At 63.3% G+C, this 24,566-nt stretch carries 20 protein-coding genes, 1 tRNA gene and 2 pseudogenes; 13 read left to right on the top strand and 10 right to left on the bottom strand.

Features of this window, described 5'->3' with window-relative positions; translation table 11 throughout:
* Positions 1–42: 42 nt before the first annotated feature.
* The 8 genes from BC360_RS20420 (at position 43) to BC360_RS20385 (ending at position 7,498) form a co-directional block, all read left to right on the top strand.
* Positions 43–1,605 (top strand): D-aminopeptidase, encoded by a 1,563-nt coding sequence (locus tag BC360_RS20420; RefSeq protein ID WP_065796691.1) that lies wholly within the window; start codon positions 43–45, stop codon positions 1,603–1,605.
* Between the two features lie 64 nt (positions 1,606–1,669).
* Positions 1,670–2,461, top strand: a complete 792-nt coding sequence (locus tag BC360_RS20415; RefSeq protein WP_065796690.1) for a pseudouridine synthase — start codon at positions 1,670–1,672, stop codon at positions 2,459–2,461.
* A 255-nt stretch (positions 2,462–2,716) separates the two neighbouring features.
* Complete coding sequence (locus BC360_RS20410) at positions 2,717–3,694, top strand: tripartite tricarboxylate transporter substrate-binding protein (RefSeq protein WP_065785221.1); 978 nt, start codon at positions 2,717–2,719, stop codon at positions 3,692–3,694.
* A gap of 241 nt (positions 3,695–3,935) precedes the next feature.
* The gene (locus BC360_RS20405; protein WP_065796689.1) at positions 3,936–4,397 is read left to right on the top strand and encodes a tripartite tricarboxylate transporter TctB family protein; all 462 of its coding nucleotides are present in this window, start codon (positions 3,936–3,938) and stop codon (positions 4,395–4,397) included.
* 10 nt (positions 4,398–4,407) lie between these two features.
* Positions 4,408–5,913, top strand: a complete 1,506-nt coding sequence (locus BC360_RS20400; RefSeq protein ID WP_065796688.1) for a tripartite tricarboxylate transporter permease — start codon at positions 4,408–4,410, stop codon at positions 5,911–5,913.
* Positions 5,914–6,056: 143 nt separating this feature from the next.
* The gene (locus BC360_RS20395) at positions 6,057–6,422 is read left to right on the top strand and encodes a hypothetical protein (RefSeq protein ID WP_139110122.1); all 366 of its coding nucleotides are present in this window, start codon (positions 6,057–6,059) and stop codon (positions 6,420–6,422) included.
* Positions 6,423–6,521: 99 nt separating this feature from the next.
* The gene (locus BC360_RS20390; protein ID WP_083222648.1) at positions 6,522–7,208 is read left to right on the top strand and encodes a Crp/Fnr family transcriptional regulator; all 687 of its coding nucleotides are present in this window, start codon (positions 6,522–6,524) and stop codon (positions 7,206–7,208) included.
* A gap of 74 nt (positions 7,209–7,282) precedes the next feature.
* Positions 7,283–7,498: a hypothetical protein gene (locus BC360_RS20385; RefSeq protein WP_053247924.1), complete on the top strand. Its 216-nt coding sequence runs from the start codon at positions 7,283–7,285 to the stop codon at positions 7,496–7,498.
* A 23-nt stretch (positions 7,499–7,521) separates the two neighbouring features.
* Here BC360_RS20385 and BC360_RS20380 read toward each other — a convergent pair whose 3' ends face one another.
* Entirely contained in the window at positions 7,522–7,986 is a 465-nt protein-coding gene (locus BC360_RS20380) for an Lrp/AsnC family transcriptional regulator (RefSeq protein ID WP_065796686.1), read from the bottom strand.
* Between the two features lie 158 nt (positions 7,987–8,144).
* Between BC360_RS20380 and BC360_RS20375 the strand changes: the two are divergent.
* A pseudogene (locus tag BC360_RS20375) lies at positions 8,145–9,139 on the top strand (1-aminocyclopropane-1-carboxylate deaminase).
* 107 nt (positions 9,140–9,246) lie between these two features.
* On the opposite strand, the gene BC360_RS20370 reads toward BC360_RS20375, so the two are convergent.
* Positions 9,247–9,939 (bottom strand): aspartate/glutamate racemase family protein, encoded by a 693-nt coding sequence (locus BC360_RS20370; protein WP_208858200.1) that lies wholly within the window; start codon positions 9,937–9,939, stop codon positions 9,247–9,249.
* A 315-nt stretch (positions 9,940–10,254) separates the two neighbouring features.
* Between BC360_RS20370 and BC360_RS20365 the strand changes: the two genes are divergently transcribed.
* The 3 genes from BC360_RS20365 to BC360_RS20355 all read left to right on the top strand — a co-directional run bounded on the left by BC360_RS20365 (position 10,255) and on the right by BC360_RS20355 (position 15,068).
* Positions 10,255–11,325, top strand: coding sequence for a putative zinc-binding metallopeptidase (locus BC360_RS20365; RefSeq protein ID WP_065796684.1), 1,071 nt, complete (start codon positions 10,255–10,257; stop codon positions 11,323–11,325).
* A 90-nt stretch (positions 11,326–11,415) separates the two neighbouring features.
* Entirely contained in the window at positions 11,416–14,709 is a 3,294-nt protein-coding gene (locus tag BC360_RS20360; protein WP_065796683.1) for a PAS domain S-box protein, read from the top strand.
* Positions 14,706–15,068, top strand: coding sequence for a response regulator (locus tag BC360_RS20355; RefSeq protein ID WP_065785211.1), 363 nt, complete (start codon positions 14,706–14,708; stop codon positions 15,066–15,068). Before BC360_RS20360 ends, BC360_RS20355 begins: the two co-directional genes overlap by 4 nt.
* A gap of 312 nt (positions 15,069–15,380) precedes the next feature.
* Here the strand turns inward: BC360_RS20355 and BC360_RS20350 are convergent, their stop codons facing one another.
* Together BC360_RS20350 and BC360_RS20345 are read right to left on the bottom strand one after the other, a co-directional pair.
* Positions 15,381–16,697 (bottom strand): hemolysin family protein, encoded by a 1,317-nt coding sequence (locus tag BC360_RS20350; RefSeq protein WP_065785210.1) that lies wholly within the window; start codon positions 16,695–16,697, stop codon positions 15,381–15,383.
* 160 nt (positions 16,698–16,857) lie between these two features.
* Entirely contained in the window at positions 16,858–17,391 is a 534-nt protein-coding gene (locus BC360_RS20345; protein WP_413813754.1) for a hypothetical protein, read from the bottom strand.
* Positions 17,392–17,810: 419 nt separating this feature from the next.
* On the opposite strand from BC360_RS20345, the gene selD reads away from it, so the two are divergent.
* Positions 17,811–18,860 carry a selenide, water dikinase SelD gene (selD, locus tag BC360_RS20340; RefSeq protein ID WP_065796681.1) on the top strand — a complete coding sequence of 350 codons (1,050 nt, stop codon included), beginning with the start codon at positions 17,811–17,813 and terminating at the stop codon, positions 18,858–18,860.
* Between the two features lie 142 nt (positions 18,861–19,002).
* Here selD and BC360_RS20335 read toward each other — a convergent pair whose 3' ends face one another.
* The 6 genes and pseudogenes from BC360_RS20335 to fdhE form a co-directional block, all read right to left on the bottom strand.
* Positions 19,003–19,386, bottom strand: a complete 384-nt coding sequence (locus tag BC360_RS20335; RefSeq protein WP_065785207.1) for a hypothetical protein — start codon at positions 19,384–19,386, stop codon at positions 19,003–19,005.
* 14 nt (positions 19,387–19,400) lie between these two features.
* Positions 19,401–19,496: transfer RNA gene (locus BC360_RS32040), tRNA-Sec, on the bottom strand.
* A 114-nt stretch (positions 19,497–19,610) separates the two neighbouring features.
* Positions 19,611–21,434 (bottom strand): annotated as a pseudogene (gene selB, locus BC360_RS20330) (selenocysteine-specific translation elongation factor); the annotation flags it as partial.
* Positions 21,431–22,225: a tetratricopeptide repeat protein gene (locus BC360_RS20325; protein ID WP_065796679.1), complete on the bottom strand. Its 795-nt coding sequence runs from the start codon at positions 22,223–22,225 to the stop codon at positions 21,431–21,433. The pseudogene selB and the gene BC360_RS20325, both read right to left, overlap by 4 nt.
* Positions 22,212–23,612 (bottom strand): L-seryl-tRNA(Sec) selenium transferase, encoded by a 1,401-nt coding sequence (selA, locus tag BC360_RS20320; protein ID WP_065796678.1) that lies wholly within the window; start codon positions 23,610–23,612, stop codon positions 22,212–22,214. Before selA ends, BC360_RS20325 begins: the two co-directional genes overlap by 14 nt.
* Before the next feature lie 4 nt (positions 23,613–23,616).
* Entirely contained in the window at positions 23,617–24,537 is a 921-nt protein-coding gene (gene fdhE / locus BC360_RS20315; protein ID WP_065796677.1) for a formate dehydrogenase accessory protein FdhE, read from the bottom strand.
* Positions 24,538–24,566: the final 29 nt, after the last annotated feature.

Here is a 24,566-nt window from a genome sequence, read left to right as displayed (position 1 = left end):
CCGGGCGGCTGGTTTCCTCCCGACCGACTGGCATTGCACGATATGAACACTCTGGATCTCCCCGCCCTCGAACGAGCCGTCCTCGCCTTGCCGCAGCACTACAAGGGGCCGGGCGGCGTCGTGGGTGTCGTCAGGGATGGCGAGGTCATCCTCAGGCACGTCTGGGGCTATGCCGATCTCGCCGCACGCAAGCCGATGACAACAGGCACGCTGCTGCCGATCTGCTCGATCAGCAAACACTTCACCTGCGCGGTGCTGCTCGACACGGTTGGCGATCCGGCCAGGCTCGATAGCGCGCTCGATGCCTACCTGCCGCTCATCGAAGGCAAGCGCCCTGGAGTTGCGCATCTCTGCCACAACCAGTCGGGCCTGCGCGACTACTGGGCCTTGACCGTGCTGCAGGGGGCCATGGCCGATGGCGTCTTTCGCCGCGAGGACGCCCGGCCGCTGCTTTCGCGCGCACGCTCGACCCATTTCGAGCCTGGCACGCGCTATTCCTATTCGAACGGCAACTTCCGTATCCTGGCCGACCTCGTCGAAGACCATACCGGCAGGTCGCTTGCCGAACTCTACGATCGCTGCGCTTTCGATCCGGCCGGCATGACAACGGCCGCCCTCACTCCCGATACCAGCGTCTCGCCGAACGGCGTGGTCGGATACGAGGGTAACGAGACGACGGGTTATTTCGAGGCGGCGAACCGGATCTATTGGGCGGGTGACGCCGGTATTTCGGCAACGCTCGACGACATGCTGGCTTGGGAATGCTTCATCGATCGGACGCGCGACGACGAAGGCGGCCTCTACCGCAGGCTCTCCGCACCGCAGTCCTATACGGATGGGCGGGCAGCACCTTACGGCTTCGGCCTTGCCCACGAAAAGATCGGCGACGTGGCGATCACCGGCCACGGCGGCGCCTTGCGCGGCTTTCGCAGCCGCCGCCTTCACGCCGCAAGCGAACGCCTCTCGATCGTCGTGATGTTCAACCACGAGGCCGACGCCCATGCCGCCGCAACGGCCCTGATGAAGGGCGCGCTCGGTCACCAGGATGTCGAGAGGGCAGCCGGCGACTGGGATGGCCAGCAATTCGGCACCTATCTCGAACCGGAGACCGGCCTTGCGCTGTCGACCCGCCCCTTGGGAACGGGACGGCTAGAGCTGCGCTTTGCGACCGCAGGAGAACCTCTGCAGATCGCAGCGGACGGTGTCGCGCGTTCCGGCGCGGTCTCGCTGACGGTGAGCGGCACCGGCCTGCAGATGGAACGGGAGCGCGAGAACCTTGTGACGACGGCCGAAAGGGTCGCCGGCAAGGCAAAGCCGGATATTGCCGGGCGCTACCGCTCCGCAGAACTCGACGCTGACATCGAGATCGTTTCGACCAATGGCATCTTCTTTGCCGGCTGCGCCGGCATGCTCGGCAAGGGCGCGATGCATGCGATGCTGCCGTTTGCCGACGATGTCTGGTTGCTCAGCTGCAAGCGCTCGATGGACGCGCCGGCGCCGGGGGACTGGACCGTGCGGATCCACCGCGACGACAGAGGCACGATCTCCGGCCTGACGATCGGCTGCTGGCTTGCTCGGCAAATCGACTATATCAAAATCGGCTGAACCACGGTTCCGAGACGCCGCACGACGCGCGCCGGCAGCCGGAGATAGACGGAGACGACCCGAAGTGAGGCAGACGCGGCCGACAGCAGGACGAGGCGAAGGCTCTGGCCGCATGACCGGCGAGGTCGGCAAACGCGTGACCATTGCCCGCGCACTTTCCAAACTCGGTTACTGCTCGCGAACGCAGGCGGAAAAGCTTGTGCTCGCGGGCCGGGTCAGCATCGGCGGCCGCAAGACCACCGATCTCGCCCAATGGGTCGATATCGAAAAGGACCGCATCGCCGTCGACGGCAAGGCCGTTCAGGCGGAGGACAAGATCTACCTGATGCTCAACAAGCCGCGTGGCCTGGTGACGACAAGGCGCGATCCGGAGGGGCGCCCGACCGTCTTTGATTGCCTGGGCGACAGCGACGCGCAATTCCTCTCCCCAGTCGGCCGGCTGGACAAGGCGAGCGAGGGCCTGCTGCTCTTTACCAACGACACGGTGCTTGCCCAGCGGCTGCTCGATCCCGAAACCCATCTCGGCAAGGTCTACCACGTGCAGGTCGCGGGCGAGATCGGCGACAGCCAGCTTGCTGCAATGGTCGAGGGTGTCGACGAGGGCGGCGAGCACTTGCGCGCCGCGCGTGCCGAACAGCTAAGAGGCGGCGGGAAAAACAGCTGGATCGAGGTCGAGTTGCATGAAGGGCGCAATCGCCAGATCCGCCGGATGCTCGATGTCCTCGGCTTCGAGGTCTTGCGGCTCGTGCGCGTCTCGATCGGCGACATCGCGCTTGGCAAGCTTGCGAAAGGCGCAACGCGCCCGCTGACAGTGGACGAAGTGCAGTATCTTCGGCAGCGTACGGGACAATCGTAGCCACTGAGCATCCAGTCGGAGGCCGCGCCGCCGAAGCCAGTCTGAAGCGCAGCGCTTGCAATGGGTGGAAATCCACCCATCAGGCGAGCCCCTTGTTTCCAAATCCACCCAAATTCAGACAATCGGCAGCAGAAATGCGCGGCGGTGCGCAGCTAACCCGTTGTCTGTGCTAAGATTGCGTTTGCAAATGGGTCAACCAGAATCGGCGTGGGAGGAGCCTTGCCGGCTGGTCGATATTTCATCCGGGAGGAAAAGATGAAAACCCTGAATGCGCTTCTTGGCGCCGTTGCCGCGCTGTCCCTGTTTGCCGCTTCCGCCAATGCGCAGACCTATCCCGAGCGTTCGATCACCATGGTCGTTCCGTTCTCGGCCGGCGGCCCGACGGATACCGTCGCGCGCCTCGTCGCCGAATCCATGTCGAAGGACCTCGGCCAGCAGATCATCGTCGAAAACGTTGGCGGCGCCGGCGGCACGTTGGGTGCCGGCCGCGTCGCCCAGGCCGATCCGGACGGCTATACCGTCTTGCTCCACCACATCGGCATGGCGACCAGCGCCACGCTCTACCGCAAGCTCGCCTACGACACGCTGAACGCCTTCGAATATGTCGGCCTCGTCACCGAGGTGCCGATGACGATCGTCGCGCGAAAGGATCTCGAGCCGACCGATCTCAAGGGCCTCGTCGAGTACGCCAAGGCGAACAAGGACACGGTCACGGTCGCCAATGCCGGTATCGGCGCTGCGTCGCACCTCTGCGGCATGATGTTCATGAGCGCCATCGAAACGCCGCTGACCACTGTTCCCTACAAGGGTACCGGCCCGGCGATGACCGACCTGCTCGGCGGCCAGGTCGACATCATGTGCGACCAGACCACCAACACCGCCAAGCAGATCCAGGGCGGCACCATCAAGGCCTATGCCGTTACCTCGCCCGAGCGTCTCAAGGTCTTCCCGGATCTGCCGACGACGGCGGAAGCCGGGCTTCCCAATCTGCAGGTTGGCATCTGGCACGGCGTATACGCGCCGAAGGGCACGCCGACCGAAGTGACCGAACGCCTGTCGAAGTCGCTGCAGGTGGCGCTGAAGGACCCGAACGTCGTCGCCCGCTTCGGCGAACTCGGCACCGAGCCGTCGAGCGAAGCCGATGCCACCCCGGCAGCGCTGAAGGCGAAGCTTGAGGGCGAAATCACCCGCTGGAAGCCGGTGATCGAAGCTGCCGGCCAGTACGCCGACTAACACGAGACACCCGCCCGCCACGATCCTTCACCCCAAGGGACCTGGATCGTGGCGGGTTTGTCGCCTGAGACATCGCATCCGGGAGGGCCGGAGGGCATTCGCGCCGGCAGTCGGCTTCGGTCACACTTCAAGGTGTCATGCCGTCGTCCGCCGCCGCACTACGTCACTGGCAACTGGCAGTCCGAGCTTGAGTTTGGCCTTTCGCGGCTGGTGCTCAGCGCAAAAACCAAATGGGGACACGATGAAATCAATCTCCTTCGACACCACCAATGCGCTCTGTGGCGGCATCCTGACAGCCGTCGGGCTGTTTTTTGCCTGGCAGGCTTTCAGTCTCGAGCTCGGCACCGCGTTCCGCATGGGTCCGGGCTACTTCCCGCTGGTGCTAGCGACCATCCTGACGCTTCTCGGTATCGTGATCCTCGTTCAGTCGACACGGGTTAAGGGAGAGCCGATGGGAGCGATCGCGGTGCGCGGCATGCTGTTCATCCTGCCGGCGCCGATCTTTTTCGGCCTGACGGTGCGCGGTCTTGGCTTCGTCCCATCGTTGTTCTTCACCGCGCTAATTGCCTGCTTTGCTTCCGGCCGCATGAAACCGCTGACCGCCATCGCGCTGTCGCTGGCGCTCACTGCTTTTTCCGTCGCGGTCTTCAGCTACGGCCTCGGCTTGCCCTTCCAGCGCTTCGGCCCCTGGACCCAGTTCTAGGAGACGGATGATGGATCTTTTCAGCAATCTTGCACTCGGCTTCACCACGGCCGCATCGCCCGAAAACCTGCTCTTCTGCCTGATCGGTGTTCTGCTCGGCACGCTGATCGGCGTTCTTCCCGGCATCGGCGCGACGGCGACCATCGCCATGCTGCTGCCGATCACCTTTCAGCTCGAGCCGGTATCCTCGCTGATCATGCTCGCCGGCATCTATTACGGCGCGCAATACGGTGGCTCGACCACGGCGATCCTCATCAATATGCCGGGCGAATCTTCGTCCGCCGTGACGGCGATCGACGGCTACCAGATGGCGCGCAAGGGCCGCGCCGGTGCGGCGCTGGCAATCGCGGCCCTCGGCTCGTTCTTCGCCGGCACGGTCTCGACCTTCCTCGTTGCGGTCTTCGCCCCGCCCCTGACCGAGATCGCGCTGAAGTTCGGTGCGGCGGAATATTTCTCGCTGATGATCGTCGGCCTGGTGTCGTCGATCGCGCTGGCGCACGGATCGATCGTCAAGGCCTTGGCGATGGTGGCGCTCGGGCTGCTACTCGGCCTCGTCGGTACCGACATCTACACCGGCACGCCGCGCTTCACGCTGGGGATACGTGAGTACGCCGACGGTCTGAATTTCGTCGCTCTGGCGGTCGGCGTCTTCGGCATCGCCGAAATTCTCCGCAACCTCGAAAACGAACGCACACGCGAGGTTCTGATGGCCAGGGTAACCGACCTGATGCCGACGCGCGACGACTTCAAGCGCATGGTCGGGCCGGTTCTGCGCGGCACGGCGATCGGCTCGGCCCTCGGCATTCTGCCCGGCGGCGGTGCGATCCTTGCGGCATTTGCCTCCTATACCGTCGAAAAGCGCGTCTCCGACCGGCCCGAAGAATTCGGCCATGGCGCCATCGCTGGTGTCGCCGGCCCGGAAAGCGCCAACAATGCCGGCGCCCAGACCTCGTTCATCCCGCTGTTGACGCTCGGCATTCCGGCAAACCCTGTCATGGCGCTGATGATCGGCGCGATGATCATCCAGGGCATCGTGCCCGGGCCCAACGTTGCGGCAGAACAACCGGCTCTCTTCTGGGGCATCATCGCCTCGATGTGGATCGGCAACCTGATGCTGGTGGTGCTGAACCTGCCTCTGATCGGGCTGTGGGTGCGGCTGTTGAAGATCCCCTACTACGTGCTCTTCCCGATCATCATGGCGTTCTGCTCGATCGGCGTCTACAGCGTCAACTCCAACGTCTACGACCTCTATGCCGTCGCCTTCTTCGGCCTCGTCGGCTACCTCTTGTTGAAGCTGCGCTGCGAGCCCGCCCCGCTCCTGCTCGGCTTCGTGCTCGGTCCGTTGCTGGAAGAAAACCTGCGGCGGGCGATGATCCTGTCGCGCGGCGATCCGACCACCTTCGTCACCCGCCCGATCAGCGCGATCCTGCTGTTGATCGCAGCCATGGTGCTGGTGGTGGTTTTCCTGCCGAGCGTCAAGGCCAAGCGCGAGCAGGTCTTCGTCGAGGAAGACTGATCGACAGGATGCGGCATTCTGCCCCTGCGCGGTTTGCCACATTGAGGTTTGTCAATAACGTCGCCTATCCCTGAGCCAGCAGATTGGCATAGGGATAGGCAAACCGGATGAAGCCTCGCGCGAGGATCAGAATGCATAAGGTCATGCGTTTGTTTTGCGCTTTGGCCGTGCTGCTTCTCGGCTTTGCGCACCAGGCGCCTGCAGCGGCAGCAGCCCTGTCGGCGACAGAACGCGCGCAGTTCGCACTGCCTGATGGTTCCTTGCCCGATCTCTGCCTGCCCGGGGCCGGTGGCGACGACAGCAGCGGCAAACCACTCTCGCACAGCCATTTCTGCGGCGCCTGCCGCATCTTCTGGGTCGTCCTGCCGACGCCGACCGATGCGGCGCACACGATCGTCCGCAAGACCAAAATGGTGCTGCCGCCGGGGCAGCCGATTGCATCCGCTCGATCGCAGCTCCCGCCCAATGCCAGCCCGCGCGGTCCGCCAGAGCCAAGGTTCCAAGCCTGAGCCCCTCGTCACATCCGATCGTGACTGAACGCTGATGCCTGATCTCCGGCGCGTCGCTGCGCGACCATCCCGACGAGATCGCAATACGGATCGCCCATTATGCCCGATACGATCACCTTCGCGGAAACAACGCTTCCGCCCCCGCCGCCGGCCGTTTTTTCGACTGCAAAACTCGCCCCCAACCGGCAGCGTCTCGTTGGAGAGCATGCCACTTTGCTCTTCCAGGGAGGGCGAAATCGCCATCTCTACCGCGTCGTCGACGGCTGTGTCGCGCTGTCGCAATTGCTCGACGACGGGCGCCGACAGATCACCGACGTGCTCGGCCCCGGGCGCCTCTTTGGTTTCACCCATGACGGCCGCAATATCGCCACCGCCGAAACACTGACATTCGCCCGGATAGAGACCCTCGCCGGCAGCCAAGTCGAAGACGGTGGCCACGAACCGAGCGTCGCCGCCGAACTCAAGGCAACGCTGCACCGGATGCAGGCGCACGCAACGCTGCTCGGCCGCAAGACTGCGACGGAGAAGGTTGCAACGGCACTCATCGATCTTGCCGACCAGTTCGCCTGGCGCGGTCGCGCCACCAGCACGACCAGGTTCAGCTTCAACCTCTATCTCTCGCGCGCCGATCTTGCGGATTGGCTGGGCCTGACGGTCGAGACCGTCAGCCGCTGTCTCAATCGTTTCAAGCGCGACGGCCTGATCGACTTCAACCACCCGAAGACGGTGCGCATTCTCGACGAACATCAATTGCGGGCATTGGCAGGGTTGATGCGCAGAGACTGACCCTCACCCAAGGCGGTTACTCCCAACAGATCACGGCGGGCTTCGCGCCCGGCCCGAAGAAAGGCTTGAAAACAATGATTGCGAAAATGGTCTATCACGTGCCGGTGTTCGGCTGGATGCTCAAGGAAGCGGCTGAGGGCTCGGGCACCGCCAAGGTGCTGTTCCTCATCAACTGCATGCTGATCTGGCTGCTGGCGATCATTGCCTTCGGCTATCCCGCCATCATCATCCCGGCGCTTGCCCTGGTGCCGACGGTCTTCGTTCTCCTGATCCTGATCACCACGGGCTAGCCGCTTTCGATCGCACCGGTCGCTCAGAAATCGAGAGCGGCATTGTCGACGACTTCCTTCATGACGAAGAACGTTCTGGTCTGACGGACGCCCGGCAGCGCGATCAGCTGCGTGCCGTGGATGCGGTTGAAGTCGGCCATGTCGCCAACGCGAATTTTCAGGAAGTAGTCGAAGTCACCGGCGACGAGATGGCAGTCGAGGATGAACTTCAGCTTCTCTACCGCTTTTTCGAAGTCGCGAAAACTCTCCGGAGTCGATCGGTCGAGAACGACGCCGACCATGACCAGGGCGCCGCGATCGACCTTCTGCGGCGCAACGAGCGCGCGGACGTTGGTGATATAGCCTTCCTCGAACAGCCTCTGCGTCCGGCGGTGGCAGGTCGCGGCGCTGACATCCACCATTTGCGCCAATTCCGCATTGGTCAGCCGGCCGTTCTTCTGCAGCAGACGCAGCATCTTGAGATCGATACGATCCAGTTCGCCATGCATGAAAGGATCTTCCTTATTTGTCGATAAATCTGCACGTAATCTACTATCGGATAAGACTTGTACGGAGAAACACAAAATCCCGACGCAACATTAGAGAGCACCTTTCACATGATGGGTGGTAGCGTTTCCTGACTTTCAAGACGGAAGGAGGCAACAACATGCTGGAAAAATTCGAACGCTACCCGCTGACCTTCGGGCCGACGCATATCGAGAAACTCAACCGGCTCTCGGGCCATCTGGGCGGTAAGGTCGAGATCTACGCCAAGAGGGACGATTGCAATTCCGGCCTCGCCTTCGGCGGCAACAAGCTGCGCAAGCTGGAGTATATCATTCCGGACGCGCTCCGCTCCGGCGCCGACACGCTGGTGTCCATCGGCGGCGTTCAATCGAACCATACGCGCATGATCGCCGCCGTTGCCGCCAAGATCGGCTTCAAGTGCCGGCTCGTGCAGGAGAGCTGGGTCCCGCACGAGGATGCCGTCTACGACCGCGTCGGCAACATCATGCTCAGCCGCATCATGGGGGCCGACGTCCAGATGGTCGATGAGGGCTTCGACATCGGCATCCGCCACAGCTGGGAAGCGGCGATCGAAGACGTCAAGGCGCATGGCGGCAAGCCCTACGCCATCCCCGCCGGCGCCTCCTCGGCTATGTCGGCTTTGCCGAGGAGGTGCGGGCGCAGGAGGAAGAGCTCGGCTTCAAGTTCGATTATATCGTCGTCTGCACGGTCACCGGTTCGACCCATGCCGGCATGCTGGTCGGCTTTGCCAGGGATGGACGCCAGCGGCAGGTCATCGGCATCGACGCCTCGTTCACACCGGCGCAAACGAAAGCACAGGTTCTCGACATCGCCCGCAGAACGGCCGAGCTCGTCGAACTCGGCACCGAGCTTACCGATGAGGACGTGGTGCTGCTCGAAGATTATGCCTATCCCGTCTATGGCGTGCCCTCCGACGAGACCAAGGCGGCGATCCGCCTTTGCGCCCGCCTCGAGGGCATGATCACCGACCCCGTCTATGAGGGCAAGTCGATGCAGGGCCTGATCGACCTCGTTCGCAAGGGCTATTTCCCCGAGGGATCAAAGGTTCTCTACGCCCATCTTGGCGGTGCCCCGGCGCTCAACGGCTACGGCTACACCTTCCGCAACGGCTGATATTGCCTGCCGCCGTGCGTCGAAAGGGGCCACGACCGAATGTCCGGCCGTGGCCAAAACCTTGTATGCGCCCGCGACGCGACGGCGCCTGCAGTTTGCTTGCGGTCTCAACCGAGAGCGAGATCGACAGCAGCAAGCGCATGCAGCTCAGTGGTATCGAAAACCGGAACCGGGCTGTCGGCCTGGGAAATCAGCAGCATGATCTCGGTGCAGCCCATGATGATCGCCTGCGCGCCCCGCTCCACCAGCCGCTGAATGACCTGCCGATAGGCGTCGCGCGACGCAGCCTCGACACGGCCGACCACCAGCTCCTTGTAGATGATGTCGTGAACGGTTTTCCGGTCCTCGTCGCCGGGCACCAGAACGTCCAGCCCGTGCCGTTCGATCAGCCGCCCCTTGTAGAAATCCTGTTCCATGGTGAAGGCCGTGCCCAGCAGGCCGACACGGCTGAGGCCGAGCGCCTTGATCTTCTCCGCCGTCGGGTCGGCGATATGCAAGAGCGGAATGGCAACCGCCGCCGATACCGCGTCGGCCATCCGGTGCATGGTGTTGGTGCAGATCACCAGGAAATCTGCGCCGCCGGCTTCAAGGCGCCGGGCCGCGGCGGTCATTTCGCATGTCAGCGCCGACCAGTCGCCAATATGCTGCAGCCGCTCGATCTCGCCGAAATCCATCGACCACATCAGGCTCTTGGCCGAGTGCACGCCGCCCAGGCGCGCCCGGACTTCCTGATTGACGATACGGTAATACTGGGCAGAGCTTTCCCAGCTCATGCCGCCGATAAGTCCCATGACCTTCAATGCGTTTGTCCCTCCCGATTGCGTGCACCCTCTACGTGGCGTGCTCAAATCTCTGCCACATTCCCAGGCATGCACCAAGCGGCAGCGACGGGATTTCAGCGCGGATCGTGTGACAGAGCGGACGCTCGCAGCATCATCGTATTCCCCAACTTTTTGCGGCAATGAATGAACCAAAGCCGACACGAGGCGTTTGCCTATCAGTGCAACCACAACGTCAGGAGCACTCGCGGATGGAGCGACGCCGCCATAAAAGCACGCAAACGTTGTTCTTGACGCCGTGTTTCGAAGATCAAGAAATTCCTGCAAGGAGAAAAAATGCGGCTCTTCCAGTGCGGCGCCTGTGGCCAGACAATTCACTTTGAAAACCGGAGTTGCATGCGTTGCGGGGCCACCCTGGGGTTCGATCCCGGCGATCTGTCGATGCGAGCCCTAGTGCCGCTCGACAACGGGCTCTGGCAGATCCATGGCGACGGAACACGGACCTTTCGTTTCTGCGACAACGCCGCCATCGATGTCTGCCATTGGCTGGTGCCGGCCAATCAGCCCGATCGATACTGCGCCGCCTGCCGCCACAACACCATCGTGCCGACGACCGACGCCGTCGGCCTTGCACGCTGGCGCAGAATAGGCCTGGCGCAGCGCCACCTGTTCTATTCGCTGCTACGTTGGCGATTGCCGCATCCCACCCGAAAGCAGGATCAGGAAGGCGGGCTGGCGTTCGAATTCCTCGCCGACGCCGTCGACGGCTACGGCAACATCATTCCCGCCCGAACCGGTCACGAGAATGGATTGATCAGCCTGCGTGCTTCCGAGGCGGAGGACGTGGTGCGCGAAAGCGTGCGTGTTTCGATGAACGAACCCTACCGCTCCTTGCTCGGGCATTTTCGCCATGAGGTCGGTCACTTCTATTGGGAGAGGCTCGTCGACGACGAAGCAACACGGGCCGAGGCGCGCACGCTGTTCGGCGATGAAACGCAGGACTATGCGGCGGCACTGGAGCGCCACTACCAACAGGGCCCTCCCGACGACTGGCAGGAGCGATTCATCAGCCCCTATGCGAGTGCCCATCCGTCAGAAGATTTCGCCGAGTGTTGGGCCCATCTCTTCCACATCGTCGACGCGCTGGAGACCGGGCGCGCCTTCGGCATGAATCTCGACCCGATCGGGCATGGTTCGCTCGAAGCCGAGATCGCCTTCGATCCCTACCGTGCAGCGAGCGCAGAAGTAATCGTCGCGGCGTGGGTGCCGCTCAGCGTCGCTCTCAACGCCATCCAGCGGTCGATGGGCCAGCCCGACAGTTATCCCTTCGTCCTATCGCAGCCGGTTGTCGAAAAGCTCGACTTCATCAATCGGCTGATCCTCGGTGCAGCAACCTCAAGCCGTTGAGAACAACGGGGTCTGGGGTCAGGACGCAAGCGGAACAAAATCGCATTGTGCCGCGTTGCCCTGCGTTAGCAAGCGCTAGCGGAGGGAATTATGAGCCGCGCAGAAGCATTGGCGGCAGCGCTGGCGGGAGCAGCAGGGTCGCAGACGATTGAATCCAGGGCGATTCTCGACAGCCTTCCCATCGCGATCTACACCACGGATGCAGCCGGGGTCGTCACCTATTTCAATCGCGCCGCGGCGGAATTGGCGGGGCGCGAGCCGCGGCTCAATGCCGACCGCTGGTGCGTCTGCTGGCGCCTGCATCGTCCGGACGGAACGCGGTTGCCGTCCGGACGATGCCCGATGGCCGATGCGCTGAGAGAAAAGCGCGCCATCCGCGGCGAGGAACTGATCGTCGCGCGACCCGATGGCACTATGGTGCCGGTGCTTCCCTACCCGACGCCGATCTTCGATGCCGAAGGCGAGATGATCGGCGCCGTCAACGTCCTCATCGACATCGGCAAGCGCAAGGCAGCGGAACAGGAACTGCGCGCCAAGACCAACCGTATTCAGGCGCTCGATCGCATCGCCAGGCTTCTGTCCAGCGACCTCAATGTCGAGCATATCGTGCAAACTGTGACCGACAGCGCCACCGAACTCACTGGCGCGAAATTCGGGGCGTTTTTCTACAACGTCCTCGACGAGACCGGAGAGCATTTCCAGCTCTTCACCCTGTCCGGGGCTCCGCGGGAAGCCTTCGAGATATTCGGCCTGCCCCGCAACACGGCCGTGTTCGCGCCGACCTTCAAGGGTGAACGGGTCGTGCGCAGCGACGATATCCGCAAGGACCCGCTTTACGGGCTGAGCGAGCCGCATTTCGGCATGCCACAAGGGCATTTGCCCGTTGTCAGCTACCTCGCCGTTCCGGTGATCGCCCGCTCCGGGGCGGTGCTCGGCGGCCTGTTCTTCGGCCATGACGCACCGAGTGTCTTTACCCGCGATTCCGAGGACACCGCAGTTGCCATTGCCGCTCATGCGGCAATGGCGATCGACAACGCCCGACTGCTGGCCGACAGCCAAAGACAATCCGAGTGCCGTCGCATTGCCGAGCTGTCGGCACGTCACCTCGCATCAATCGTCGAATCCTCCGACGACGCGATCGTCAGCAAGGATCTGAACGGCATTGTCACCAGTTGGAACAGGGGCGCCGAGGCGCTGTTCGGCTATAGCGTGCAGGAGATGGTGGGAACGCCGATCATGCGCCTGATCCCGAAAGGGCATGAGGATGAGGAGAGGCAAATCTTCGACCGGGTCCGCAGGGGCGAACGCGTCGATCACTATGAAACCAGGCGGCAACGCAAGGACGGCACATTCGTCGACATATCGCTGACGATATCGCCGATCATGGATGACGATGGGCGCATCGTCGGCGCGTCGAAGATTGCCCGCGATATCAGCGAACGCAAGGCATCCGAAGTGGCACTCGCCGAGCGCTTGCGCGAGCAGGCTTCGCTTTATCAATTTACCGAACGAGTACACCGCGCACGGTCGATCGCCGCCGTCTATGAAGCTGCGCTCGACGCCATTCAATCGGCGCTGCGCTGCAGCCGGGCATCGATCCTGCTCATCGACGAGACCGGTACCATGCATTTTGTCGCCTCCCGCGGGCTTTCGGAAAGCTACCGTCTCGCCGTCGATGGACATTCGCCATGGGGCGCTGAGGCACAGGACCCCAATCCGATTTTCATCGAAGATCTCGAGCTGGCCGACATCCCGGACAACCTGCGCGCAGCCGTTCGAACCGAAGGCATCGGCGCCCTCGGTTTCATTCCGCTGGTTGCGGTCGGCCGACTGATCGGCAAGTTCATGACGTACTATGACACGGCGCACCACTTCGCCGATTCCGAAATCGATCTCGCCCTGACCATCGCACGCCAGTTGAGCTTCAGCGTGCAGCGCATCCGGTCAGAAGAGGCAAGACGGCGAGCCGAAGATCTGCTGCGGCACAACGCGGCAAAGGAGCGCGCCAGGGCGACGGAGGTGCTTGCGCTCATGGAAGCGGTGCCTGCGCCCATATGGATTGCCAGGACCGCGGATTGCCGGGTCATCAGCGGCAATAGAAGTTCTTTCGAACTGCTGCGGCTTCCGCCCGACAGCAATCCGTCGCTCTCGGCACCGGCAAGCGAAAGGCCTGTGCACTTCAAGGTCTATTCGCAGGGCAGTTTGCTGTCGCCGGACGAATTGCCGGTCCAGCGCGCTGCCCGCGGTGAAGAGGTCCGAAACTTCGAACAGGAGATCCGCTTTGATGACGGCACGTCCCGGCATCTCCTCGGCAATGCCACCCCGCTGATCGATGCTTTGGGGATTCCGCAAGGCGCTGTCGCCGCATTCGTCGACATCACCGAGCGCAAGGAGACCGAACAGGCAATGCGCGACGGCGAACAGCGGCTGCAGATGGCGCTCGAAGCCGGCCGGATGGGGGCATGGGAATGGAACTTCGACACCGGCAAGGTGACCTGGTCGCCGGGCCTGGAAGCCCTTCACGGACTGGAACCGGGTACCTTCGGCGGCACGCTGCATGACTTCAAGGCCGACATCCATCCGGATGACCTCGCCATGGTCGAGCTAGAAATCCAGACCGCCGTCGACACGCAGGAGGACTACCACACATCCTATCGCATCTGCCACCCCGACGGTTCCATTCGCTGGCTGGAAGCGTTCGGGCGTTTTCTGCCGAGAGCAGGTTCGTCGTCGCAGCGTCTGGCCGGTGTCTGCATGGACATCACCGAACGAAAGGACGCCGAGGCTCAACGCAATCTGCTGGTCGCCGAACTCAGCCACCGCGTCAAGAACACGCTGGCGACGGTCACCTCAATTGCCCGCCAGTCCTTCGCCATGACCCCCGACCGCAAGGAGGCCGAGCAATCTTTCCATGCCCGTATCCAGGCACTGGCGCAGACGCATACCCGGCTTGCGGAGGCGACCTGGGCCGGGGTTTCCTTGGAAACGATCCTTTGCGACGAGCTGGCACCCTACAAGAACGAGAATGCCGGCAATGTCTCCTTCGGCGGCCCAGCGATCATGCTGTCGCCAAGGCACGCGCTTGCCCTTGGCATGGCCGCCCACGAGCTTGCAACCAACGCGGCGAAACATGGCGCGCTTTCGGTGGAGGGCGGGCATGTGGACGTCAGCTGGAGCCTGGACCCCGCCAACAAGGCGCTTCATATCGATTGGTGCGAAACCGGGGGACCCGCCGTCGCGTCGCCTTCGAGAAACGGGTTTGGCCGGCTGCTGCTCGAACGCGTCGTCGGCTCGGACCTCGGCGGCGAAGTCGAACTGGATTTTGCCAAGAGCGGTTTGAGGTACACGATCAACATGCCCTACTCCGCAGGTGCTGAACGATGAATGGCGGACAACGCAGCGTCTTTGTTGTCGAGGACGAGTATCTGCTGGCGATCCAGATCCAGGATGATCTGTTGGCCGCCGGCTTCGCGGTCATCGGTCCATTCACCAGCCTGCGCAGTTCGATCGCGGCGGCAAAACGGGAGACCCCTCAGGCGGCGACACTCGATGTCAATCTCAACGGAGAGTTCGTCTACCCCGTAGCGGACGAGTTCCTCGCCCGAGGCGTTCCGGTACTGTTGCTGACCGGTTACGCCGCGTCCGACCTTCCCGAGCAGTATCGCAGCCTTCCCCGCCTCGCCAAGCCGTTCAACAGTCGAGACCTCATCCGCACCGTCGAGGCCCTGCTGACCGGCAAGTGACGATGGTGCGGCTCAGGCCCCCGGGGGCCTGCCGTTCATTCAGGCGCTGCACAAGATCGATTTTGCCGAAGATATCGTGATCGCTCTCGAAAATAAGCTCGCGATTCGCGAAGCGAATGGCGGAGACCGGTCGAACCGAGCGATACTGCATAATTCCTTAAATCGGAATCGATTTAAGGAATTATGCAGTAAGTTCAAAGTGCTACAGCGTCCTTTGCGCGTCATGTTTGACGCGCGGCGCTGTAGCGACCCTCTGACGGAGCCACCATCGCTGGCCGACGGGGGTTAGGCGTATCCGCAGCGGCAGGCGCTTCACTCCTTGCGCGATGCCAGGATCTTGTCGATGCGCATGCCGTCCATGTCTATGATTTCAAAGCGCCAGTCCTGGAAGTCGAAGGTTTCGCCAACGTGCGGAAGATGGCCGAGGATCTGCAGCGCGAAGCCGGCAATGGTGTGGAAGTCGCCCTCCGGCCTGTGATAAATGCCGAGCCGCTCGAAGGCGTCGTGCGCCGACATCAGCCCTTCGATCAGCAAAGAGCCGTCCGAACGGGTGACGATATCCGGCTCGTTCGCCTCCGTATCCGGCAAGTCGCCGGCGATCGCCTCGAGGAGATCGGTCTGGGTGATGATGCCTTCGAGGCTGCCATATTCATCGACGATGATCGCCAGGCGAACGGGCGCGGTCTTGAACGTTTCGAGGACGCGGAAGACGCGCGCCGATTCATGCAGCACAAGCGGCTCGCGCATCGCCTTCATCGGATCGAGCGTATGGCCGTCGAGCAACTGATCGAGCAGATCCTTCTTCAGCACCATGCCCAAGGGATAGTCGATGCCGCCGCGGCCGATCAGGAGCTGCTCGTGGTGGCAATCCCTAATGGTGCGCAGGATTTCCTCCCGCGTGTCGTCGGCATCGATCCAGTCGATTTCCATGCGCGGCGTCATGAAGTCGGAAATCCGCCGGTCGCCGATGTTGAAGATCCGCTCGACCAGTTCCTGCTGTGCAACATCGAGTAGACCCGCCTCCTGGCTTTCGGCGACAAGCAGCTTCAGTTCGGTGGGCGAATGCAACGACGCCTCGCCGGTACCTGGACGCAGGCCGACCAGTCGAAGAACGAGATTGCCGAGGCCGTTGAGCGCCAGAATGGCCGGACGCAACAGAAACAGGAAAAATGCGAGCGGGCGCACGACAGCAAGGGCCGTGCCCTCGCTGCGTTGGAGCGCCAGGCTCTTCGGTGCCAGTTCTCCGAGCACGATGTGGAGCGCGGTGATGATGATGAAGGAAATCGCGACTGCAATCGCATGCGAGCCGAACGACGCCCATGCCATCGGCAGGCCGCTCAAGAGCGGCTCGATCAGATGCGCCAGAGCCGGCTCACCCACCCAGCCGAGCGCCAACGACGATATGGTGATGCCGAGCTGAGTGGCAGCCAGGTTGGCATCGAGATTGTCGACGGCATGCTGGAGCGCGCTGGCGTTCGTTCGCCCCCGCGCCACTAACTCGGTCACGCGGCTGCGCCGAACGGAAACCAGGGAGAATTCAGCCGCAACAAAAAAGCCGTTGGCGGCAACAAGCAGAAATACAGCCAGTATCCCGAGATAGTCGAAAATACTGCCATCCGAACCGGACATGATCTCCCTTCGGGCGCGTCGCGCCTCGCGCTGTTGCTATTGCGATCAGCCTAACATGCTCTGGCCGCGCAAGTCAGACGGGATGCAGCCGATCTTCGTAACTCCGCCTGCATCCCGCAATGCGCCCGGACGACCCTGTCGACCGGGCCGTCACTTGGTGCTAGTTGCCGCCTTCGATGTTCTTGAGCGCCTCCAGATCGGCATGCGACACGAACTCGCATGCAAGCAAGGTCTTGCCCGGTATGGCCTCGCTTTCGCGCGCAACGATCGACACGATCCCCATTTCCGTCGCAGGCTGTTCGGCGTCCGGCAATACGCGCGCATAGCCCTTGGTGGACGTGCCGAGAATGCTGCTTTTTTCCCGCTCCAACTGGTAGCGGGCCGCGAGTTCGTCCGCCCGCGTGCCTTCGATCAGGACGCCGACGGAGCTGCCGGCAAAGATAACCTCGTTGGTCTTAAAGCCATCGCGCCCTATGTCGGAGGGCAGCTTGTAGACATAGGCCGTCAGCAACGACGTGTCGGGTTTCGTAAGCTTCTCGGCAGCGTCATAGAGCTCGGTTGCCGATTGCATCGTGTAGGGCGGGTTGCAGAGAGCACCATCATAAAATGCCGCTACGTCGTCGGATGCAAGGGCCGCAGCTGGGCTTGAAACGGCCAGGACGGCAAGGGCACGCAGAAAAACTCTTGAGAACAAAATCATGACTCCAATTGACCGTTACCAGGGCCGTTCCCTGTCCGGCTTATCGCCGATCGGCAGTTGCAGGCATGATCCAATACAGGCAAGGATTCAACGTCCTGTCATCCAAGATCACAACATTCCCGAACTTTGCAGGCTTCGATCCCACGGGTCAAACCGTCGCAGCAAATGAAGACGCTGCCACCGAAGCCTCCGGGTCGAGGCTCAGCCCTGACTGGCGCCTTGCCGATAACGCGACAAGCCCGCCCGCCGGACAGACATATCGCACAGAACCGATGACGCGACCTTGCTCCCGCGCGACATCGTTCTAACTTGCCAAGGATCGTCTACCCGCGCCTCCGCGATCAGCGGTCTCTGCCCGGCGGCCGGCGAACGTGTAGGATTGAGCGAGCAAAGTGTTTTACGCGGGAGGACACATGACATCTCTTGAACCCCGTCTGACGGAACTTGCCCATGGGGGTGGGTGCGGCTGCAAGCTCGCGCCCTCGGTTCTGCAGCGGCTTCTCGCCAGTCAACCGGCCATGACGCCCTTCTCCCAACTGCTCGTCGGCAACGACACGGCCGACGACGCGGCCGTCTGGCAGGTTGACGACAATACCTGCATCATCGCCACTACCGATTTTTTCATGCCCGTGGTGGATGACCCGCACGATTTCGGGCGCATCGCCGCCACGAACGCGATTTCGGACATCTACGCCATGGGCGGTACCCCTATCCTGGCGCTTGCGATCCTCGGCATGCCGATCAGCAAGCTTTCCCCCGAGACCATCGGCAAGATCCTCGAAGGGGGCGCGTCGATCTGCGCGCAGGCCGGCATCCCCGTCGCCGGCGGGCATTCGATCGATTCGGTCGAACCCATCTACGGCCTTGCCGTCATCGGCATCTGTCGCCCGGAACAGGTGCGGCGCAATGGCGGCGCGAAGCCGGGGGACGCCTTGATCCTCACCAAGGGTATTGGGGTCGGCATCTATTCCTCCGCCTTCAAGAAGAAGGCCCTGCCGCAGGCGTGCTATGAGGAGATGATCGCCTCGACGACCCTTCTCAACCGGATCGGCTCCGAGCTTGCCGCCGATCCGCATGTGCATGCGCTGACGGATGTCACCGGCTTCGGCATCCTCGGTCATGGGCTCGAAATGGCCCGCGCGTCCGATTTGACAGTGTCTCTTTCCCTCGCAGGCATTCCTTTCCTGTCGCAGGCAGAGGCGCTTGCCCGTCAAGGCTTCATCACCGGCGCCTCAGAGCGCAACTGGGCGAGCTACGGAGGCGAAGTCAGGTTGCCCGACGGTCCGCCGGATTGGCAGCGTCTTCTGCTTGCGGACCCGCAAACATCAGGGGGACTTCTGGTTGCCTGCGACGCCGCCAGCGCAGACAGCCTGGTCAAGACGATCCAAGGCGCAGGCTATCCGCTCGCCGCCATCGTCGGCCACACGCGGTCCGGCCCTGTGCAAGTGGAGGTTCGCGCCTGAGAGAAAAGCGAGGGATGGAACAACGGGCCGCAGCATCCCGTTGGTAGAGCAACCTTGAAGGAGAATACCAGCGCAATCGCACGGTGGTGTCAGCGCAAGTGGCACCGGAGCGGTCGATCAGGACAGCAGTCAAGACGGGAGATCAGTGCGGCTTGATCTCCTCGATCGACAGCCGCAATCCGTCGGCATTGAAGAACTCCCCCTCACGGATCAGCGATCGATCCTCGTTGAGATTGCGAACAAGGGAAGCCAGCCGGCCCTTGGCGACATGGTCTTCGACGAGCCCTTCCGGGCCGGCGCGGTAAAACACGACACCGGACCAGTGCACGCCGGCGCCGGCGAGAAGCGCGATCATGTCCTGCCATCGGGTATCGTCGCCGACGACATGAAGATAGGCGGAGCGCAGAAGGTCGACCCGGGTCTCGCCGACCGCCAGCAGGACGAACAGCATGGTGAAGGCGCCCGCCTCGCCATAGGCGGAAACGATCCAGTCATCGAAGTCGGTATTGCATGGCGCATGTGCCATCAACGATCTCCCGATGGCGGAAGAGAATGGGAGTCGAACCCACCCAAGACAGCCTCGCTGCCCCACCCGGATTTGAAGTCCGGACGCCCCACCGGGGACGAATCTCTTCCTTGCTTCACCTCGGGCGTGGCTCCGCCATAAAGGTCGAGCCTATGGGGATTGACGCGCCTGATATCACCGCGCCGGAGCGTCACTCCCTGGCGATCGAAGAACTCCAGGATCCCGATCGCCACCTTTCTACCGCTGTTCACGCGATCCCGAAAGAGACCGGCTGCAAATTCGCCCCGTTCGGTCTTCGCTGCGATATCTCTTATGATTTCAACCATTTCCGCGGTGGAGGAACGAATGAAGAAATGATCGCGCCTGATCTCGTCGACACGCCCGAGCCTTGCGCACAGCTTCAGCACGCGCCGGATCTCCTGCTCGTCGACGCCAAGCACGTCGGCAAGGTCGCGCACGCGCGGCGGGCGAAAGCGCTCCTCGCTTTCGAGATGCTGCAAGATACATACAAACAACGCCTCTTCACCCTCGCTCAGACGAACCTCATGACCCGGCAGGCGAACGAAGGCTCCCTCGAGCACAAGGCGCCCGGCGGCCTGTTCCTGCCTGAGCACGACAAGAAAAGCGGACATCGGCAATCGCGACGTGACCTGCAGGCGCAGGCGCTCACGTCCGATCCCCTGCAGGTCAGGATTTTCGACATGGAAGTCGGCGAGAAACCGCCCGACGTCCTTCGTCAAGTCGTCCCATCGCGCCCTGGACAGGGCATGGCGCACATGCCCCCCCTCGATCACGACGGCGCGGCAAAGGTCGATTGCCTCGCGCAGTTCTTCCTCCGATACCGACCGGTCGCGCGCGAAGGCGTCAAGATCGACGACATGGGGCGGCGTATGCAGATGCGCAGAAAGCGCCGGACTCGTTTCCGCGGCGCCTGCCGCATCGAGATAGGCAATCCGCTCGGGTGCCCGACGCTTGCGCAGCGGCGCACGCAGATCGAGAAGCCGCCCGCCGCCGATGGTGCGCCGGGCCGAAACGTCGCGCAGGATGTATCGATCACCGACCGCGGCAGCGAGCGGCCGATCGAGGACGAGCTGGACCTTCGCCCGCTCTCCGGGACCTACGGGGTTTTGGAGCGGCACGATGCGGACCCCGACTTCGGCACTACCATGGTGCAGGCGTGCGGAAAACCATTCCCCGACCGGCTTCGGCTCGCCCTTGAGCACAAACAGCTCCGCATCGATGCGGGCGGTCGGCGCATGCAGATAGGGGTCGAGCACCACGTCGCCGCGGCCGACCTTGTCCTTGGAGATGCCGTCGCCTGCGAGATTGAGCGCGCAGCGCTGACCGGCGACCCCGCGCTCCGACCGCTGGTCCTGGGCATGGATCGAGCGCACGCGGGCTTCCTGCCCGGATGGCGAAATCATCACGTTGTCGCCAACCGCAACCGAACCGGAAAGAACCGTTCCGGTGACCACCGTTCCAGCGCCCGAAAGAATGAAACTGCGATCGACCGTGAGCCGGAACCGGCCCGCCGCTCTCTCTTTCACCGTGGCGCGTTCGGCCTCGGCCAGGCGGTCTCTCAACTCGGCGATACCAAGGCCCGTGGCGGCGGACACGGGAAGGATCTCGGCGGTGCGAAGGCTCGTTGCGGAAAGCATATCGCCGATCTCCGCACCGAGGCTTTGCAACCGCTCCGCATCAGCAAGATCGGCCTTAGTGATCGCGACCAATCCCCTTTCGACGCCGAGCAGATCGAGGATGGCCAGATGCTCGAGGGTTTGCGGCTTGATGCCGTCATCCGCCGCGACGACGAGAAGGGCGTAGTCGATGCCGCCGGCACCGGCGAGCATCGTATGGATAAAGCGCTCATGGCCCGGGACATCGACGAATCCGGTAACCGCTTCGGCAAATTTCGCATAGGCAAAGCCGAGATCGATGGTGATGCCGCGCGCCTTCTCCTCCTTGAGGCGATCGGTGTCGATGCCGGTCAGGGCTTTCACCAGGCTGGTCTTGCCGTGGTCGATATGGCCGGCGGTTCCGACGATCATGGCCGCTCCTCCCCAAGAGGCTGGAGGGCGCGTCCCTCGGCCAGGCTTATCTCGACGGGCGACAGGTTTTCGCGAACCGGCCCGATGAAAGGTTGCGCCAGGGCACTGCCTCCAGTGGTCGCGCGGATCAGCCAGGCGAGCGCTGCGACACCGTCGCGGGCCGTGCCGGCCCCCAGATGACAGGCGGCGCCAAGCATCGCCTGCGCATCGGCATCGCCCGCCATGGCACCCCTGCGCCACCAGTGGACGGCCTTTTCAGGGTTGCGCTCGACGCCCGAAGCGTTGTGATAGAGCATGCCGAGCCGGGTCATCGAGGAAGCGATGCCGGCCTCAGCGGCACGCTCGGCCCAGCGGCGCGCCTCGGCCGGATCGGGCGTCATGATTTCGCCTTCCAGCAGCATCCAGCTCAGCATGTCCTGCGCCGGCGCGTCGCCCTTTTCGGCAGCGCGGCGATAGTAGTCGGCGGCAATACCATAGTCGCCGTCCGCGCCATCGACGCCCCGCATGTGAAAGGCCGCATAGTTGCGTTCGCCAACGGGATCGCCCGCGTCCGCTGCCAGTCGCAGCCACGTCCGCGCCAGCTCCCGGTCCTGCGGTACGCCGAGCCCCTCGGCAAAACAGGCGCCGATATTGTTCTGTGCCCGCGCGACACCCGATCGCGCCAACGGCTCCCATAGGCGCAGCGCCGTCTCGTAGTCCCCGTTCCGGGCTGCAGCCAGGGCTTGCGCCATCTCGTCCGTTGCCGAGGTCGGGTCTGGGCTGTGCCCTGTCAGACGATCAAGCCAGTGCATGTCCGACGCCCTCGGACAGGCTTTTCAGGAGCTGCGCCTCGTCGGAAAGGCAGCGAAGGTCGAGGATGAGAGCCCCGTCCTGCAAGCGGCCAAGGATCGGGCGCGGCAGGGAGCGGAAAAGCGCCGCGAGCGCTTCGAGCGCGCTGCCGCTCGCAGCCTCGATCCTGAGGCCTGCGCTGGCGATCGTGTCGACTGGCAACGCACCCGATCCGATCTGGCTCGTACAATGACAAATCTCCACCCGATAGCCCATCGAGGCAAGAAGCCTGGCCACCCCGGGCGCGAGCCGTTCCGCCTGGGCACGGATTTCGCCTTGCGGTCGCGCCAGCATGCGCAGCGTGGGAAGGCGGGAGGCGAGCCGGTCGGGATCGCGGTAAAGCTTCAATGTCGCCGCCGTCGCCGCAATGCGGATCTTGTCGACCCGCAAGGCCCGTTTGAACGGATTCCGGTTGATCTCGGCGATCAGATCGCGACGGCCGACGATAAAACCCGCCTGCGGTCCGCCCAGCAGCTTGTCGCCCGAGAAGGTGACGAGATCCGCGCCCTCGGCCACGGCTTCGCGCACCGTCGGCTCCTTGCCAAGACCATACCTCGAGAGGTCGACGAGCGTCCCGGAGCCGAGATCGTTGAGGAGGACCAGGCCGGCTTGGTGCGCAATCGCCGCGAGTTCGGCTCCGGAGACTTCGGCCGTAAACCCTTCGATGCGGTAGTTCGACGTATGAACCTTGAGGATCAGCGCCGTGTCGGGCCCGATCGCCCGGCGATAGTCCCTGGCATGGGTGCGGTTCGTGGTGCCGACCTCAACCAGCGCAACGCCGGCGCGCTCCATGATATCGGGCATGCGGAACGCGCCGCCGATCTCGATCAGTTCGCCGCGCGAGACGATCGCCTGCCGTCCGCCGCCAACCGTGCCCAGTGCGATCAGCACGGCGGCAGCATTGTTGTTGACGATCGTCGCATCCTCGGCGCCCGTCAGCTCGCAAAGCAAGTCGCGCAGGTGGCTGTCGCGCTCGCCGCGCCGACCCGTATCTAGGTCGAACTCCAGTGCCGCCGCCTCGCGCATGGCATCGACGGCAGCGGCAATCGCCTCCTCGGCCAGGAGGGCACGGCCGAGATTGGTGTGCAACACGGTGCCGGTGAGATTGAAGAGCGGGCGCAGATTGGAGCGATCCCGGTATTCGAGCCGGCTCACAAGCGAGGCCATGACGCCGTCCGCATCGGGGATCAAGCCGCCGCCGCGAACCATCTCGCGGATTTCGCCGAGCACGAGGCGCAGCTCCTCGGTCACCACCACCCGGCCATGCCGCTCGACAAGCGGCGCGACGGCGGGAGCCTTCAACATCTGGTCGACGGACGGCAGGGTGCGGAGTTCGGCAAGCCCACCCATTCCGTCAGTACCCCACCAGGAACGGATTGAAGCCCGCGCGTTTGTATCCGGTATCCTTCATCAGCGCGTCGAGGCCGAGACTGCCGACATCGTCGGCGACGGCATCGAGCGCCGGGTTCCTGTTCTGGTACATGATCTTCGTCCAGCCGTGGCAGCTGTCGCAAACCTCCGCCTTGACCGTGGCCTCCTCGTCACCGGTTTCGACGGCGCGGTACCCGATGCCCTTGGTCGAGCCGCAGGAGAGACATTTGACCCGGACTTCGTTCCATTTGGTGGAGCAGCAGGCGCACACGGCATAGCGGGTTCCTTCCGCGCCGTGGAAACCGACCACCAGCGAAGCGACGGGCTTGCCGCCGCAGGCGGGACAGACGCCGATGCTCACCGGCACGAGGTGACCAGGATCGAGTCCCGCGGCAAGGCGCACCGCATGGATCTGCACTGCCGCGGCAACGAAGAGATGATGTGCAAGGCTCTCCGCCGGCAGATTGTCGGCGGAGATATTGTCGATCATCCACCCCAGCGTCTCGTTGTCGGTGGCAATGATCTGGGCAAGCGCTTCGACCGCCGCTTTGGGCATTTCCAGTTGCTCCGCCCGCGCAAGGAATTGCCTGACCGTGTCCCGGCAATCGGCGGAGGCGCCCATGGTCGAGCGATCGATCGGCGGCATCGCATTGTCGCGCGCCCGCTCGCGCTGCTCCCCGGAAATCGGCTCCAACGGCGGCAAGCTGGACAGGAGGTCGTCCTGGATCGCTGCGATGTCTGCAAGGAAACGCAAATAGGGCGCAAGGCGGCTGCTTTCCGCCAGCACTTTGAGACGCGCGGCGCGATCCCTGAAAAGACGCGTCGGGTTGTGCATCAACACGAAAGGAGCCTTGGGAATTCCACCGATCATCGCGGGATCGGGCTGCACGGACGATATCGACATTGCACCTCGCGAGCCGACCGGCCACCGCT

It is taken from the genome of Ensifer sp. LC163, from assembly GCF_001695855.1.
GTDB lineage: Bacteria > Pseudomonadota > Alphaproteobacteria > Rhizobiales > Rhizobiaceae > Ensifer.
Note: the sequence above shows the minus strand (reverse complement) of the source record. Positions and strands in the feature narration are given on the sequence as shown.

Coding starts and splice junctions, on each gene's coding strand:
- BC360_RS20420 (WP_065796691.1), top strand. CDS start 43: ATGAACACTCTGGATCTCCCCGCCCTCGAACGAGCCGTCCTCGCCTTG.
- BC360_RS20410 (WP_065785221.1), top strand. CDS start 2,717: ATGAAAACCCTGAATGCGCTTCTTGGCGCCGTTGCCGCGCTGTCCCTG.
- BC360_RS20405 (WP_065796689.1), top strand. CDS start 3,936: ATGAAATCAATCTCCTTCGACACCACCAATGCGCTCTGTGGCGGCATC.
- BC360_RS20400 (WP_065796688.1), top strand. CDS start 4,408: ATGGATCTTTTCAGCAATCTTGCACTCGGCTTCACCACGGCCGCATCG.
- BC360_RS20395 (WP_139110122.1), top strand. CDS start 6,057: ATGCGTTTGTTTTGCGCTTTGGCCGTGCTGCTTCTCGGCTTTGCGCAC.
- BC360_RS20390 (WP_083222648.1), top strand. CDS start 6,522: ATGCCCGATACGATCACCTTCGCGGAAACAACGCTTCCGCCCCCGCCG.
- BC360_RS20385 (WP_053247924.1), top strand. CDS start 7,283: ATGATTGCGAAAATGGTCTATCACGTGCCGGTGTTCGGCTGGATGCTC.
- BC360_RS20380 (WP_065796686.1), bottom strand. CDS start 7,986: ATGCATGGCGAACTGGATCGTATCGATCTCAAGATGCTGCGTCTGCTG.
- BC360_RS20365 (WP_065796684.1), top strand. CDS start 10,255: ATGCGGCTCTTCCAGTGCGGCGCCTGTGGCCAGACAATTCACTTTGAA.
- BC360_RS20360 (WP_065796683.1), top strand. CDS start 11,416: ATGAGCCGCGCAGAAGCATTGGCGGCAGCGCTGGCGGGAGCAGCAGGG.
- BC360_RS20355 (WP_065785211.1), top strand. CDS start 14,706: ATGAATGGCGGACAACGCAGCGTCTTTGTTGTCGAGGACGAGTATCTG.
- BC360_RS20350 (WP_065785210.1), bottom strand. CDS start 16,697: ATGTCCGGTTCGGATGGCAGTATTTTCGACTATCTCGGGATACTGGCT.
- selD (WP_065796681.1), top strand. CDS start 17,811: ATGACATCTCTTGAACCCCGTCTGACGGAACTTGCCCATGGGGGTGGG.
- BC360_RS20335 (WP_065785207.1), bottom strand. CDS start 19,386: ATGGCACATGCGCCATGCAATACCGACTTCGATGACTGGATCGTTTCC.
- BC360_RS20325 (WP_065796679.1), bottom strand. CDS start 22,225: ATGCACTGGCTTGATCGTCTGACAGGGCACAGCCCAGACCCGACCTCG.
- selA (WP_065796678.1), bottom strand. CDS start 23,612: ATGGGTGGGCTTGCCGAACTCCGCACCCTGCCGTCCGTCGACCAGATG.
- fdhE (WP_065796677.1), bottom strand. CDS start 24,537: ATGTCGATATCGTCCGTGCAGCCCGATCCCGCGATGATCGGTGGAATT.